Genomic DNA, 14,529 nt, shown 5'->3' on the forward strand with positions numbered 1-14,529 from the left:
GTCTAACATCAAGCCGGCCAGATCCTCGATATCCGCGATGGCGACCTGGTTGCGTTCGAAGGCCGGCATGTCTATCGACTCATAGGTGTCGCCGAACTGCCTGATCGGTTTTTCCTGACTGAAGACGAAACCATAGGCCAGCAGCTTCGCGCCGCGTTTTTGCGATTCGGGCACGACCACGACCTTCCAGAATTTTTTGGGGATTTTGACCTTGCCGGTTCCCCAGTTTTTGGACTCGAAAAATTCGGTGAGCACCGGCCCCGCGAACAGCACGGCGCGCCCGCCCGACTCCTGAACCTGGTCGGTGAGCAGGCGCTCAAACTGGCCCCAGATACCGACCACCCCGCCTTCATAGACGCGCTGGCCGCTGCGGTCATTGGGGTTCTCCTGGTTGAAGGCCTCATGCTGCGGCGTGCAGTTGGGCCAGTGGTAGCTGTCGGCGTTCGCGAATTCGGTTTCGTCCGCGTCGGCGCCCCAGCAGTTGTCTTCGCGGCGGACAATGTGCCCGCGGTCAATCCGTTTGGCCGGGCCGTAGACGTCCTTGTTGAGCAGCTGGTATTCCAGCGGTAGCCGCGGGTCTTCTCGCCAGTTTTCCCCTCCGAAATCCGCCCGCTTCCGCGGGTCGGTGCGCGATTTGGGGCGGTAGTCGTAGTTCGAGGCGGTCCACAGGCACATGCGTGTCGGCTTGTGCATTACGAGGGAAAAGTGGTGGTAGTCAAGCGGTAGCGGATCGGCCGGCGCCAGGTGGCCTGTCTTCACTGCGGGCACGTCGTCCACACCGGCATTGAATTCCTCATAATCGGCAACCGAATAGAGGGCACCATCCCATCGCGACTGGGCCACAGGGGCAGGAACCTCCTGGCCGAGGAATTTCGGGTTGTATCCCTTGCGGCCCGCGTAGTTCTCGTCGAAAACCAGGGATTTTTCCTGAAAGGCGGTGAAGAGGCCATCCGCCGAAGGCGCACCGGAACCATCAGGCAAACGAACTTGCGCGGGCGCCGCGGGTGCAGGCACCGACACGGGTGCAGCGGCGGCAGGCACGCCGGGCTGAAGCGCCTGCCCGCCATAGACGTGCAGGGTTACTGGCCCCGAGAAATTGAAGGTGTTGCCGCCTCCGGGCCGTGAGGCGAGAGGTAAGAGGGATGACGAGGCGGTGCCGGCCGGCACGCTCTCTGTGCCGGTGAGCGGGTCTGCCGTGGTCGCCAGCAATTGCCGGGCGATCATGCGCATGGATTCTGGAATCGACATGGATTTAAGCCTTTCAACGATGAAACTGACGCGCGCGCCCTCATTGGCGATCCACTGGATGTCGTCGTCGCTTTGCGACTCCGGGTCCCAGGGGGCGCCCCGTTTGTCCAGGATCCGGCCGTCCCGCATCGCCGGCACGCCGCAGTGGTGCAGCGCCACCAGTTCCCAGTCTGTGTTGTAGACCGGGGAGCCGGAGGAGCCCGGCCGCGTGTCCGTCTCATAGTGAAGAAAGCCGGTGGGCAGGATGTCCATCAACTTGTTGTCGCTGATGGCGAAGGCCCGCGGCCCGCCGGCGGGGTGCTGGATGATATTGACCGGAGCGCCCGTCAACACCTTGCCCGTTGCCTCGATCAGCCGCGTCCAGCCGCATGAGGCAATCTGGTCGCTCTCGCGGCTGCGGGGCTGCACCGCCACGATGGTGAAGTCGAGGGCCGGGTCGGTAACAAAGAAACGGTCTGGATCGAAGTCGTAGTACTTGCCGTTGTTGATGCCGTACTCATCGCGCACGTAGAAAAAATTCGCCGCGTGGCCGTCGACGTCAATCTTTGAAGGAAACACGTGATGATTCGTCAGTAGCAGGTCGAACCCGATCAACAGGCCCGTGGCCACGCCGATGGGCGTATGGCTGGCGCTGCGCTGCTGGACGATGCGGGCCACGGGTTTCGCGGCGTCCGAGGCCTGGACGCTGGGCGCGTATTCCACGGGATTCCACGCACCAATGACACGCTCGGGGAAAAGGGGAAAGCCGCCCGCGGCCCTGGTCAATTGGCGGGCTGTMCATTCCGCTTGGCGCTTGGGTGTGTCGGCGGCGCCTGGGCCTTGGTTCCGGATTTTTTCAAGGCCGGTTTCGCGCTGCTTCATGCGCTCTTCCCAACGCCGGGCCGCATCCGTCAGGATGCCCTGTTGCCTCGTCTTGACCGCTCCGAGTGTCTGTCCCATTTCTTGTTCCTTCGCCGGCCTTCGGCCTGCAGAATTCGGGGAAATGGATATTCCTCCATTCCACGGGAAAATGCACCCTCCAGTCGGAGGAGACTTCACAAGCCGGGTTAGTGCAGACCTGTAAAGACGTACAGCGGCTCGCGAAAAACAAGGCGCCACAATGAAAAAACCCTCCTTGAAGAAGGAGGGTTTTGAATGGAAGCGGCTTTATGACAAAGCCACTTCAAGCCATGAAGGACTATTCCTTGATGTCCACTGCGTAGAAGTTGTGGCGGCCGAACGGGCTGTTCTTGTAGCCGATCACGCTTTTGCGGATGGGCTTGAGCTGCACTGCGTGGGCGATGGTGAACCAGGGCGCTTGCTCCTTGAAGATGACCTGGGCCTGCTGGTAGAGCTTGATGCGCTCGGCAGGATTGGTCACCGTCTTGGCTTTCAGGACCAGGTCTTCATACGGCTGGTAGCAGAACTTGGCGATGTTGGAACCGCTGGCGGACTGGGCTGAAGCGCAGCCGAGCAGGGYGTACATGAAGTTGTCAGGATCGCCGTTGTCGCCGGTCCAGCCCAGCATCCCCATCTGGTGTTCGCCAGCCTGCAAACGCTTGCGGTACTCGCCCCATTCGAAGCTCTTGATCTCGGCGGTCACGCCGACCTTGACCAGGTCAGCCTGCATCAACTCGGCGATGCGCTTGGCATTCGGGTTGTATGGGCGCTGCACGGGCATTGCCCACAGGTCGGTGGTGAAACCGTTGGGGAAACCGGCCTGGGCCAGCAATTTCTTGGCGGCTTCGGGGTTGTACTCGTCGTCCTTGATGGCGTTGTTGTACGCGGCCATGGTTGGCGGGATCGGGTTCTTGGCGGCAACACCGGTGCTCAGGTACACGCCGTCAACAATGGCTTTCTTGTTGATCGCCATGTTGATGGCCTTGCGCACGCGCACGTCGTCAAACGGCTTCTTGGTCGTGTTGTAGGCGAGGTAGCCCACGTTCAGGCCGGCCTGCTCGACGATCGTCACGTTGGCGTCCTTGCGGATCGCGTCGAGGTCGGCGGGGTTGGGGTAGGGCATGACGTGGCATTCGTTCTTCTGCAGCTTGGCCCAGCGGACCGAAGCGTCAGGCGTGATCGAGTACACGAGGTCGTCGATCTTGGCCTTGCCGCCCCAATATTGCGGGAAGGCCTTGTAACGGATGACCGCGTCTTTCTGGTACTGCACCAGGTAGAAGGGGCCGGTGCCCACCGGGTCCTGGTCGATTTTTTCCGGCGTGCCGGCTTTCAGCATGGCGTCGGCGTATTCCTTGGACTGCACGGCCGCGTAAGGCATGGCCAGGTTGGCGAGGAATGGCGCTTCAGGCTTGTCCAGCGTGATCTTGACAGTGAGGTCGTTGACCTTTTCCACCGATTTCAGCAGCTTGGGCATGCCCATGTCGCTGAAGTAGGAGTGGTTGGGGCTGGTGACCTTGAAGAAGGCGTTGTCTTCTTTCCACTGGCGTTCGAACATGAACAGCACGTCGTCGGCGTTGAAGTCGCGCGTTGGCTTGAAGGCCTTGTTGCTGGCATGCCATTTCACGCCCTTGCGCAGGTGGAAGGTGTAGGTCAGGCCGTCGGCGGAAATGTCCCATTTTTCGGCCAGGCCGGGAACGACCTTGGTGCCGCCGTATTCGAATTCGACGAGGCGGTTGTAGACGGGTTCGTTGGCATCAAACGACGTACCCGTGGTGTTGACGCCAGGGTAGAAGTTTTCGGGGCTGCCTTCAGAGCAGAACACCAGCGTCTTCGCGGAGACGGGTGAAAGTGCCAGCAGCGCTGGCAGGGCAATAGCGCACAGCAATGCGCGCTGGACCGGGCGCAGCCGGTTTGCACTTGGTTTGGTCTGAATCATTTGACGATCCCTTTGGAGGTTAATGCTGCTTTTGCAGCGGGGGCTTGCGGCCAGATTGCACAACATTTGTGACGTTGTGCGCCCTGGTCATTGAAAAACGTGGCCTGAAACCGGTGCTTGAGCGCATGGTTTCAGGTCACGCAGTGAGAAAGTTTTCAGCATAGTGGCACGCAACCTGCCGCTCTGCAACTTCGCGCAGCTGCGGCCTTTCGGCGCGGCAGCGGTCGGTGACGTGCGGGCAACGGGTAGAGAACACGCAGCCGGTGGGCGGGTTAAGCGGCGAGGGCAGCTCGCCCTTGAGCACGATGCGTTGCTTCACCCCGGTGCCGGCCAGGCCGGGTGTGGAGGCCAGCAGGGCCTGGGTGTAGGGGTGCAGGGGCCGGTTAAACAGGGCATTTTTCTCGCCTTGTTCAACGGCATGGCCCAGGTACATCACCAACACGTCGTGGGCGATGTGGCGCACCACACCCAGGTCGTGCGAGATGAACAGATAGGCCAGACCCATGGACTGCTGCAGGTCGGCCAGCAGGTTGAGCACCTGGGCCTGTATGGAGACGTCAAGGGCCGATACCGGCTCGTCAGCTACCACCACCGTGGGGTTGAGCATCAACGCGCGTGCAATGGCAATGCGCTGGCGCTGGCCGCCCGAGAACATGTGGGGATAGCGGTCGTAGTGCTCGGGGCGCAGGCCCACCATGGCCAGCATGGCGCGGGCCTTGGCGGCGCGCTCTTCAGCTGTCAGGCTGGTGTTGATTTCCAGTGGCGCCTCAAGGATGGCGCCGATTTTCTTGCGCGGGTTGAGCGAGCCGTAGGGGTTCTGGAACACCAGCTGCACGGCCTTGCGAAGACCCTGGCGCTCTTCCTGGCCACTGTTCACCGCGTCTATGCCGGTGATGCGCAATTCGCCGCCCGTAGGCGTTTCAATGAGCGAGACCATACGGGCCAGCGTGGATTTACCGCAGCCCGATTCGCCTACAACGGCCAGCGTCTTGCCGGCGTGGACCGAGAAGGAAACGCCACCGACGGCCTGCAGGTGGTCGGACTTGCGCATGAAACCGCGGCGGATTTCATAGACCTGCTTGAGATTTTTTGCTTCAACGACGGGCTCGGTCGGCAGGGTGGTGGAAGTGGTGGCGGTGCTCATTGCGCGGCCTCCACCAGTGGGGTGTCGTGCTCGATGTTGGCCTCGCGGCTGGGATCACCCAGCGGGTAGTGGCAGCGAACCATGCCGTCCTTCCAGGCGCGCAGCAGCGGGCGCTCGTTGCGGGAATGTTCGGTGGCATAGGCGCAGCGCGGAGCAAACAGGCATCCGGTAGGGCGGTCATAGAGGCCGGGCACCATGCCGGGGATGGTCGCCAGGCGGGAGCTGCCGTCGCTGCGCTCAGGCAGGGCCGAAAGCAGGGCTTCGGTGTAGGGGTGCTGGGGCGTGTTGAAAAGGGCGTGTGCGCTTTGCTCTTCCATGATCTGGCCGGCGTACATCACCGCGATGCGCTGTGCCATTTCGGACACCACGCCCATGTTGTGTGTGATCAGCACCAGGGCCATGCCGCGCTCTTTTTGCAGGCTACGCAGCAGGTCCAGGATTTGCGCCTGGATGGTCACGTCAAGCGCCGTGGTCGGCTCGTCGGCAATCAGGAGGCGCGGGTTGCAGGCGATCGCCATGGCGATCATCACGCGCTGGTTCATGCCACCGGAGAGCTGGTGGGGATAGGCCTTCAGGCGGCTTTCGGGTGAATTGATGCCGACCTGCTCGAGCAGTTCGATGGCCTTGCGTGTTGCGGCCTTTTTATCCATGCCCAGGTGCAGACGCAGGGTTTCGGTGATCTGGAAGCCGACGGTGAAGCAGGGGTTCAGGCTGGTCGTGGGTTCCTGGAAGATCATCGCCACGTCTTTGCCGATGAGCTTGTTGCGCTCGCCTTGCGACAGCTTGAGGAGGTCGTGTCCGGCAAACCGTAGTTTGTCGGCTTTCACGCGGCCGGGGTAAGCCACCAGGCCCATCAAGGCCATCATGGTGACGCTTTTGCCGGAGCCAGATTCGCCGACGATACCGAGGACTTCGCCTTCTTCCAGCGACAGGCTGATGCCGTCAACGGCGTGCATGATGCCGTTTTGCGAGGGGAACTCGACGGAGAGGTTTTCTATTTCTAACAAAGCCATACGGAATCTTTCAGCGCTTCAGCTTGGGGTCGAATGCGTCACGCAGTCCGTCGCCGAGCAAGTTGAAGGCCAGCACAGTGATCAAAATTGCGAGGCCGGGGAAGGTGACCACCCACCAGGCGCGCAAGACAAATTCGCGGGCATCGGCCAGCATGGTGCCCCATTCGGGTGAGGGTGGCTGGGCGCCCAGGCCCAGGAAGCCCAAGGCGGCGGCGTCCAGGATGGCGGTCGACACGCCCAGTGAGGCCTGGACGATCAGCGGCGCCGTGCAGTTGGGCAGGATTTCGCTGAACATCAGGCGGATACGGCTGGCGCCGCTCATGCGCGCGGCGGTCACGTAGTCACGCGAGGTTTCGGCGATCACGGCGGCGCGCGTGATGCGCACGTAATGCGGCAGCACGACGATGGCAACAGCCAGCATGGCGTTCATCAGCCCGGGGCCGAGGATGGCGACGATCACGATGGCCAGCAGCAGGCTGGGCAGGGTCAGGATGATGTCCATGAGGCGCATCACGGCGATCTCGAAGATGCCGCGGAAAAAGCCTGCCAGCAGGCCCAGCACCGTGCCGACAACCACCGACAGCGCCACCACGGCCAGGCCGATCACCAGCGACAGGCGGGCGCCGTACATCAGGCGCGAGAGGATGTCCCGGCCGATGGCGTCGGTGCCCAGGGGATAGGTCCAGGAGCCGCCCGTCTGCCAGGCCGGTGGCTTGAGGAACACGGCGTTGTTGGTGATGTTGGGTGCGTGCGGCGCCAGCAGGGGCGCAAAGAGCGCCAGCAGCAGCACGCCAATCACGATGACCAGGCCGATCACGGCGCCGTTGTTGGCGCTGAAGTAGTTCCAGAACTCGCGCAGAGGGTGCGGTGGCGCCGGGGGCGTGCCCGGTTTCGGGGGGGCGGATTTCAAGGTGGCCGTGCTCATCGCTGGTGCCTGATGCGTGGGTTAATGATGCCGTAGGTGATGTCCACCAGCAGGTTGACGGCCATGACGATGGCGCCCAGCAGCAGGATGCCGCCCTGCAGAACGGGGTAGTCGCGGCGGCTGATGGCTTCGATCAGCCATTTGCCGACGCCCGGCCAGGAAAAGATGGTTTCGGTGAGGATGGCGCCCGTGAACAGTACGCCGACCTGCAGGCCGATCACGGTGACCACCGGGATCAATGCATTGCGCAGCGCATGCAGGGCCACCACGCGCAGGTTGGAAAGCCCTTTGGCGCGCGCGGTGCGGATGTAGTCTTCGCCCAGCACTTCCAGCATGGCCGAACGCGTCATGCGCGCGATCACCGCCAGCGGGTTGGTGCCCAGCACAATCATGGGCAATATCAGGTGGGAAGCGGCCGACCAGAAAGCACCCTTGTCTTCCGAGAGAAGTGAGTCGATCAACAGAAAGCCTGTGGTGGGCTCAATGAAGTACTGCACCGACAGCCGGCCCGATACGGGGGTCCAGCCGAGCTGCACCGAGAACAGCAGGATCAGCAGCAATCCCCACCAGAAAATCGGCATGGAATACCCCGTGAGGGACACCCCCATGACGCCATGGTCGAGTATGGAGTTTCGCTTGACCGCCGCCAGGATGCCCGCGGGGATGCCGATCAGCAGTGCAAACAAAATGGCGCACACGGCGAGTTCGATGGTGGCCGGAAACAGCGTGAGGAATTCGCGCAGTACAGGCTCCTGTGTGATCAGGGACTTGCCCAGGTCGCCTTTCAGGACCCGGCCGATGTAGATGCCGTACTGCACCATGACGGGTCGGTCCAGGCCGTATTCCTTGAGCAATTGCGCGTGGCGCACCGGATCGATGCCGCGCTCGCCCGCCATGGTTTCGATCGGGTCGCCGGGCACCATGCGGATCAGGAAGAAAGCCAGCAGAGTCATCCCCAAAAAGGTGGGAATGATCAGGCTCAGTCGGGTAAAAATAAAGCGCAGCATTATCGCGGGATGCTAAGGCAGGACTTGACGCGGGCTGGCGAGTGCCCGTCGCGGTGGCGACAGGCAGGGCACGCGGGGTTTTCCGCCGCCCCGGTTTTTGAATGCAGTAGCTGCAATGGCATCAACATGGGTCTGTTCTATTTGGTCTGGTGCGGGCGGTGCCGCAAGGGGGATTTTTATCTTAGCAACAATAGCGTCGTTTTTCGACTGTGCCGCTGGTGGCGGGCTACCGAGTAACCCTATGGCATTAGCATACGTTTCAGGAGGCTTTGGACGTTAATGGAAGAGGGTGGCATGGCGCGGGAGCATGCGAGTGCAACGCAGGAAGCGTGCCAGCGGTTGGGGGTGCGGTAGGTGCCCTCTTACCAGCCGCGCATAAAAAAAGGCCGGTGCAAACCGGCCTTTTGATATCGGCGGGAGCCGATTACTTGACGTGCTTGCCGATAAGGCCAGCCATCTCGAACATCGACACTTGCGCCTTGCCGAAAACGGCACGCAATTTTTCGTCGGCGTTGATCATGCGCTTGTTGACCTTGTCCTGCAGGCCCTTGGATTTGATGTAAACCCACAGCTTGCTGACGATCTCGGTACGTGGCAGAGGCTTGTCGCCAACCACTGCTGCCAGTGCCGGGCTCAAGGTCAGTGCCTTCATGAACGCTGCATTGGGCGTGCGCTTTTTGGCAGGCGCTTTTTTCGCTGCTGGCTTTTTGGCCGCAACTTTTTTGGCGGGAGCTGCCTTCTTCGCGGCTACCTTTTTCGCAGGCGCTGCTTTTTTCGCAGGAGCCTTCTTTGCAGGAGCTGCTTTCTTCGCAGCTACTTTCTTTGCCGGAGCAGCCTTTTTTGCAGGCGCTTTTTTAGCCGGTGCTTTTTTTGCAGTTGCCATGATTGATTTTCCTTCTAGAAGTTGATAAATCACCACACGGATAACTACTCTTCCTTGTGGCAATGCGGATGCTACTGGAGAAAAACGCAGTTTCCTAGTGCAAACGCACTTTATTTGCGCCTGGATGTTGCAGATTTACCTCTGAAAATCAGGAAAACGCCCATGAGAATCACGCCGCAAGCGGCCCATTCGCCCCCAGTGACGTGCTCTCCGGCGAAGAATGCACCCAGAAAAATCGCGATCAAGGGGTTCACAAAGGCATAGCTCGTGGCTACTGCAGGTGAGGCATTGGCCAGCAGATAGAGGTAGGCGCTGAAGGCGATGAGCGAGCCAAACACCACGAGATAGAGCCACGCAAGCACGGCTTCAGGCTGCGCGGGCCAGTTGGCAGCGGCTTCGCGGTGCTCACCCAATGCAAGAGAAATCGCCATCAACACCGCGCCGCCACACAACATTTCGCTGGCAAAACCCGCGGGGCCATTCGCCAGCGGCAGCCGGGTGGTGGACAGCACCGAGCCGAGTGACCACAGCAAGGTCGCCCCCGCAATGCACGCCATGCCGACGGGAGCAGCGCTAAAGCTGGCGCCTTGCACCAGCATCAGCACACCTGCCAGCCCTACCACCATGCCCAGGAACTCCAGCCTGCTGGGCCGCTGGCCCAGCAGGAGGCCCCAGGCCGACACCATCATGGGAACCACCGCGATGAAGGTGGCGATCAGTCCGGAGCCGATGTGAAGTTCAGCCGATGCTGTCAGCCCCATCCCGCCGCCCAGCATCAGGGTGCCGATGACGGCGGCGCTGGCCCACTCGCGCCTGCTGGGCAGCTTGTGCCCGCGTATCAGCACCCAAGCCATCATCAGAAGGCCGGCCGCCAGGAAACGCGTGCCCATCTGGAAGAAAGGCGGAAAACTGATCAGAGCAAAGCGGATTGCCAGGTAAGTGGAGCCCCACACCAGGTAACAGGCGAGCAGGGCAGGGATCAAAAGCGCCGGCGCTTTGCCGGTGGCGGAGGATGAAATGAATGTGGAGGTCATGCCTGCATGGTAGGTTGCCAAACGCCCTCAGACTATGCAAAACTAACGGCAAAACTGCAGCTGGCCTTTAAATTTAAAGCTTGAAAAGCGATATGACCGAAACCACCGAATGGGACCATTACGACAGCCGCATCCTCGGCGAACTGCAGCGCGATGCGCGGATCACCATGGCCGAGCTGGGTCGCCGCGTTCACCTGAGCCAGCCGGCAGTCACGGAGCGTGTGCGCAAGCTCGAACTGGGCGGCGTGATCAAAGGTTACCGGGCCGAGGTTGACCTGGCGCGGCTGGGTTACGGCATACGCGCTATCGCGCGGGTAGGGCGGGTCGAGTACGCCCGGGTGGTCAAGCTGATCGAGCAGACGCCCGAAGTGATCAATGCCTACAACGTCACCGGCGAGGACAGCTGGGTGCTGGAAATCGCGGTGATCGACGTGGCGCACCTGGACGCGGTGGTGACCAAGTTCTGCATCCTCACCGAGACCTCGACCTCCATCGTGCTGAACGCCCCCCGCGAGAATGCGGTGGTCTTGCCCGCCCGGCGCGAAGACATCAAACCCGTCATCAAGAAAGTCACCGGAAAATGAGCCAAGACAATCTCGCCTCCTTCGCCACCTGCGATCTCTGCGACCTCCACAAAGGCGACACCTCGGGTCATTTCAGGGTGCTCCCGCCTGTTTTCAGGAGCTATGGCGGCCTTCAGAAGTTCAGCGGTCCCGTCGTCACGGTGAAATGCTTTGAAGACAACACGCCGGTCAAGGCGGCGGTGGAGTCGCCCGGAGAGGCGCGCGTGCTGGTGGTGGACGGGGGCGCCTCGCTGCGCCGCGCGCTGCTGGGCGGCAATCTGGGCGCCGCCGCCGCCAAAAACGGCTGGGCAGGGGTGCTGATTGACGGTTGCGTGCGCGACGTGGCGGAGCTGGCGCAATGCCAGACCGGAATCCGCGCCCTGGCAAGCATGCCGCTGCCCACGGAAAGGCGCCAGGCGGGCCTGCGTGACATCGCTGTGCAGATACAGGGCGTCTGGGTGCGGCCGGGCGACTGGCTCTACGCCGACGAGGATGGGGTGGTGGTGATGCCGGCGCCTGCGCAAGCGTAGACGCAGGGCGCTTGTAATCCAGGCGCTCTACCGCCGGGCACAGAGGTTTGCAGCGGGGGCTGGATGGAATATTGGAAAAATCGGCCTCAACCCCAATAAAAAAGGGCGTAAGCAGCTATAAATTTAATAGCACTCACGCGCTGTCTTTGAGCAGCAGAGGCGGCCGCTCATGCCCTGCTTCTCATTGCTGCCAAAAAATACTCAGAACCCCGCAAGAGCGATCGAGTTCTTCAGCGCCTGTCCGCCACCGTAGCTGTCCTGCTCGGGTGGCACGCCACCCAGCGACACGCGGATCGCGCAGTATTTGAACTCCGGGATCTTCGCAAACGGGTCTAGCGCGGCATTGGTCAGCTTGTTGATGGCTGCCTCGTAGTAACAGAAAGGTACAAAAACTGCGCCGCGTGGCGAGCTTTCGTCGGCGCGGGCGTACAGCTCCACCTTGCCGCGGCGTGACTCGATGGTCACCACGTCGCCGGGCTTGCCGCCCATGGCGGCAAGGTCGAGCGGGTGTACCAGGGCGACAGGATCGGGCTCGATCGCATCGAGCACCGTCGCGCGCCGTGTCATGCTGCCGGTGTGCCAATGCTCCAACTGGCGCCCGGTGATCAGCACCATCGGATATTCGGTGTCCGGGCGCTCATTGGCCGGGATGATGTCGGCCGGCACGAACTTCGCGCGGCCGCCTTCGCGGGGGAAGTCATCCACAAACACGACCGACTGGCCGGGATCGCCTTCTTTCATGCAGGGGTAGGTGACCGAATGCTCGCGGTCAAGCCGGTCCCAGGTGATGCCGCCAATGCTCGGCATGGTGTGGCGCATCTCGTCGAAGACTTCGCTGACATGGTTGTAGTGCCAGCCACAACCCATGCGGTTGGCGATCTGCGTAATGATCCAGAGGTCCTGGCGTGCATCGCCGGGCGGGTTGATCGCCTTGCGGCCCATCTGCACGAGGCGGTCGGTGTTGGTAAAGCTGCCGTCTTTTTCCGGGAAGGCACTGGCCGGCAAAATCACGTCCGCCAGATAGGCGGTTTCGGTCAGGAAGATGTCCTGCACCACGAGGTGATCGAGCGCAGCCAGGGCTTCGCGCGCGTGGTTGGCGTCCGGGTCGGACATGGCCGGGTTCTCGCCTTGCACATACATCCCCTTGATGCCGCCCTTTTTGATGGCGTGCATCACTTCGACCACCGTCAGGCCGACCTGGTCGTCCAGGGAGCCGGGAGCGACGTTCCAGGCCTTCTCGAAGCTGGCGCGGACCTCGGGCTTGGAGACGTGCTGGTAATCCGGCAGCATCATGGGGATCAGGCCCGCGTCGGACGCACCCTGCACGTTGTTCTGGCCGCGCAGAGGATGCAGGCCGGTACCAGGACGGCCGATCTGGCCGGTCATCAGCGAAAGGGCGATCAGGCAACGCGCGTTGTCGGTGCCGTGCACGTGCTGCGACACACCCATGCCCCACAGGATCATCGAGCCTTTGGAAGTGGCGAACAGGCGGGCCACATAACGCAGCGTGTCGGCGTCAATGCCGCAGATCGGCGCCATCAGTTCGGGTGTGTAGCCCTCAACGTTCTTGCGCAGTTCTTCGTAGCCGATAGTGCGGCTGTCGATGAAGGCCTGGTCCACCAGGCCCTCGGTCACGATGACATTCATCATCGCGTTGAGCATGGGCACATCGGTATCGGGCTTGAACTGCAAGTGGCGGTGCGCCACGCGCGTGAGGTCGGAGCGGCGCGGATCCATCACGATCAGCTTGGTGCCGTTTTTCACGGCGTTCTTGATCCAGGTGGCGGCCACCGGGTGGTTCACCGTCGGGTTGGCGCCGATGATCACGACCACATCGGCCTTTGTGACATCCATGACGGGGTTAGAGACGGCGCCAGATCCAATGCCTTCCAGCAGGGCGACAACCGAGGACGCGTGGCACAGGCGCGTGCAATGGTCCACATTGTTGCTGCCGAAACCGGTGCGCACCAGCTTCTGGAACAGGTAGGCTTCTTCGTTGCTGCCCTTGGCCGAGCCAAAGCCGGCCAGCGATTTCTTGCCGTGCTGGTCACGGATGGCGGCGAGCTTGCCGCCGGCGAATTCCAGCGCTTCTTCCCAGCTGGCTTCGCGGAACACGTCCATCACGCGGTCCGGGTCCATCGTGAAGTCGCCGGTCTTGGGCATGCCTTCGCGGCGGATCAGCGGTTTTGTCAGTCGGTGCGGATGATGCGCGTAGTCGAAGCCGTAACGGCCTTTGACGCACAGGCGTTCATGGTTGGCGGGGCCGTCGCGGCCTTCCACAAAAAGAATCTTGTCGTCCTTGACGTTGTAGGTCAGCTGGCAACCCACACCGCAGTAGGGACACACAGACTTGACCTGCTTGTCCGGCACGGTCAAGGCAGCCTCGCGGGCCGGCATCAGGGCGCCCGTCGGGCAGGCTTGTACACATTCGCCGCAGGCCACGCAGGTGGACGCACCCATGGGATCATCCATATCGAAGACGATCTTGGCCTGGTCACCGCGGAAGGCCAGCCCGATCACGTCATTGACCTGCTCGTCACGGCAAGCGCGCAGGCAGCGTGTGCACTGGATGCAGGCGTCCAGGTTCACGGCGATGGCGGGGTGCGATACATCCTGGCGCACCTGTTGGCGTGCCTCGAAACGGGGCTTGCCGACGCCGATCTTGGCAGCCCATTGGTCTACCTCGTTGTTGCGGGTGTATTCCTTTTCGGGCATGTCTGACAGCAGCAGCTCGAGCACCAGCTTTTGCGAGGCCACGGCGCGTTCGCTGTCGGTGACGACCTTCATGCCGGCTGCAGGTGCCCGGCAGCATGAGGGAGCGAGTACGCGCTCACCGTTGATTTCAACCATGCACGATCGGCAGTTACCGACAGCTTCCATGCCTTCCTTGAAGCACAGGTGCGGGATCTCCACGCCTTCGCGCTTGGCGACCTGGAGCAGTGATTCGGTGGCGCGGCCCTGGACCTCACGGCCGTTGAGGCTGAAGCTCACAAGCGGTGCGTCGAGTTCGGCGAGTTCCTGGCGGGTAATTGCATTCATCGTGGTGCCTCTTGTCTTGTTGACGCGGTGCTCAAGCCAGCTCGTGTGGGAAGTACTTGATGACGCAGTCCATGGGATTGGGAGCCGCCTGGCCGAGGCCGCAGATCGATGCGTCGCGCATGACCAGGGACAGGTCTGCCAGCAGGGCGAGGTCCCACTTCGGCTGTTCCATAAGGTGTGCTGCTTTGGCTGTGCCCACACGGCACGGCGTGCACTGGCCGCAGGACTCATGGTGAAAGAAACGCATCATGTTGCGCGCGGCATCAGTGGCCGTGTCCTTGTCGGAGAGGATCATCACCGCAGCCGAGCCGATAAAGCAGCCATAGGG

At 61.9% G+C, this 14,529-nt stretch carries 12 protein-coding genes; 2 read left to right on the forward strand and 10 right to left on the reverse strand.

Annotation, left to right across the window (positions count from 1 at the left end; translation table 11 throughout):
- From AC1D1X_RS04265 to yedA, 8 genes are all read right to left on the reverse strand, one after another.
- On the reverse strand, positions 1-2,187 hold a 2,187-nt coding region (locus tag AC1D1X_RS04265), incomplete at its 3' end, for a DNA/RNA non-specific endonuclease (RefSeq protein ID WP_477697881.1).
- Between the two features lie 238 nt (positions 2,188-2,425).
- Positions 2,426-4,063 carry an ABC transporter substrate-binding protein gene (locus AC1D1X_RS04270; protein ID WP_477697882.1) on the reverse strand — a complete coding sequence of 546 codons (1,638 nt, stop codon included), beginning with the start codon at positions 4,061-4,063 and terminating at the stop codon, positions 2,426-2,428.
- A 136-nt stretch (positions 4,064-4,199) separates the two neighbouring features.
- A complete protein-coding gene (locus AC1D1X_RS04275) occupies positions 4,200-5,207 on the reverse strand; it encodes a peptide ABC transporter ATP-binding protein (RefSeq protein WP_477669180.1) in 1,008 nt (335 codons plus the stop codon).
- On the reverse strand, positions 5,204-6,220 hold the full coding sequence (locus AC1D1X_RS04280) for an ABC transporter ATP-binding protein (protein WP_477669181.1): 1,017 nt from the start codon (positions 6,218-6,220) through the stop codon (positions 5,204-5,206). Before AC1D1X_RS04280 ends, AC1D1X_RS04275 begins: the two co-directional genes overlap by 4 nt.
- 10 nt (positions 6,221-6,230) lie before the next feature.
- Positions 6,231-7,145 (reverse strand): ABC transporter permease subunit, encoded by a 915-nt coding sequence (locus tag AC1D1X_RS04285; protein WP_477669182.1) that lies wholly within the window; start codon positions 7,143-7,145, stop codon positions 6,231-6,233.
- On the reverse strand, positions 7,142-8,152 hold the full coding sequence (locus AC1D1X_RS04290) for an ABC transporter permease subunit (protein WP_477646562.1): 1,011 nt from the start codon (positions 8,150-8,152) through the stop codon (positions 7,142-7,144). Before AC1D1X_RS04290 ends, AC1D1X_RS04285 begins: the two co-directional genes overlap by 4 nt.
- 424 nt (positions 8,153-8,576) lie before the next feature.
- Positions 8,577-9,035 (reverse strand): SWIB/MDM2 domain-containing protein, encoded by a 459-nt coding sequence (locus tag AC1D1X_RS04295; RefSeq protein ID WP_122956824.1) that lies wholly within the window; start codon positions 9,033-9,035, stop codon positions 8,577-8,579.
- Between the two features lie 110 nt (positions 9,036-9,145).
- Positions 9,146-10,069: a drug/metabolite exporter YedA gene (yedA, locus tag AC1D1X_RS04300; protein ID WP_477669183.1), complete on the reverse strand. Its 924-nt coding sequence runs from the start codon at positions 10,067-10,069 to the stop codon at positions 9,146-9,148.
- Between the two features lie 92 nt (positions 10,070-10,161).
- Between yedA and AC1D1X_RS04305 the strand changes: the two genes are divergently transcribed.
- Both AC1D1X_RS04305 and rraA read left to right on the forward strand, forming a co-directional pair.
- Positions 10,162-10,653, forward strand: a complete 492-nt coding sequence (locus AC1D1X_RS04305; protein WP_007873193.1) for an Lrp/AsnC family transcriptional regulator — start codon at positions 10,162-10,164, stop codon at positions 10,651-10,653.
- Complete coding sequence (rraA, locus tag AC1D1X_RS04310) at positions 10,650-11,162, forward strand: ribonuclease E activity regulator RraA (protein ID WP_477669184.1); 513 nt, start codon at positions 10,650-10,652, stop codon at positions 11,160-11,162. The genes AC1D1X_RS04305 and rraA overlap by 4 nt, the downstream gene beginning before the upstream one ends.
- 201 nt (positions 11,163-11,363) lie before the next feature.
- Here rraA and fdhF read toward each other — a convergent pair whose 3' ends face one another.
- Both fdhF and AC1D1X_RS04320 read right to left on the reverse strand, forming a co-directional pair.
- Positions 11,364-14,201, reverse strand: coding sequence for a formate dehydrogenase subunit alpha (gene fdhF, locus AC1D1X_RS04315; protein ID WP_477669185.1), 2,838 nt, complete (start codon positions 14,199-14,201; stop codon positions 11,364-11,366).
- A gap of 31 nt (positions 14,202-14,232) precedes the next feature.
- Positions 14,233-14,529 (reverse strand): NADH-ubiquinone oxidoreductase-F iron-sulfur binding region domain-containing protein (locus AC1D1X_RS04320; RefSeq protein ID WP_477697883.1); only part of this gene is annotated, 297 nt, incomplete at its 5' end.

The organism is Polaromonas sp. P1_G4 (assembly GCF_056405475.1).

What these genes read in the sequence shown, in the direction of transcription:
- AC1D1X_RS04305 (WP_007873193.1), top strand. Translation starts at nt 10,162, where the DNA reads ATGACCGAAACCACCGAATGGGACCATTACGACAGCCGCATCCTCGGC.
- yedA (WP_477669183.1), bottom strand. Translation starts at nt 10,069, where the DNA reads ATGACCTCCACATTCATTTCATCCTCCGCCACCGGCAAAGCGCCGGCG.
- AC1D1X_RS04290 (WP_477646562.1), bottom strand. Translation starts at nt 8,152, where the DNA reads ATGCTGCGCTTTATTTTTACCCGACTGAGCCTGATCATTCCCACCTTT.
- AC1D1X_RS04295 (WP_122956824.1), bottom strand. Translation starts at nt 9,035, where the DNA reads ATGGCAACTGCAAAAAAAGCACCGGCTAAAAAAGCGCCTGCAAAAAAG.
- AC1D1X_RS04285 (WP_477669182.1), bottom strand. Translation starts at nt 7,145, where the DNA reads ATGAGCACGGCCACCTTGAAATCCGCCCCCCCGAAACCGGGCACGCCC.
- AC1D1X_RS04280 (WP_477669181.1), bottom strand. Translation starts at nt 6,220, where the DNA reads ATGGCTTTGTTAGAAATAGAAAACCTCTCCGTCGAGTTCCCCTCGCAA.
- fdhF (WP_477669185.1), bottom strand. Translation starts at nt 14,201, where the DNA reads ATGAATGCAATTACCCGCCAGGAACTCGCCGAACTCGACGCACCGCTT.
- AC1D1X_RS04275 (WP_477669180.1), bottom strand. Translation starts at nt 5,207, where the DNA reads ATGAGCACCGCCACCACTTCCACCACCCTGCCGACCGAGCCCGTCGTT.
- rraA (WP_477669184.1), top strand. Translation starts at nt 10,650, where the DNA reads ATGAGCCAAGACAATCTCGCCTCCTTCGCCACCTGCGATCTCTGCGAC.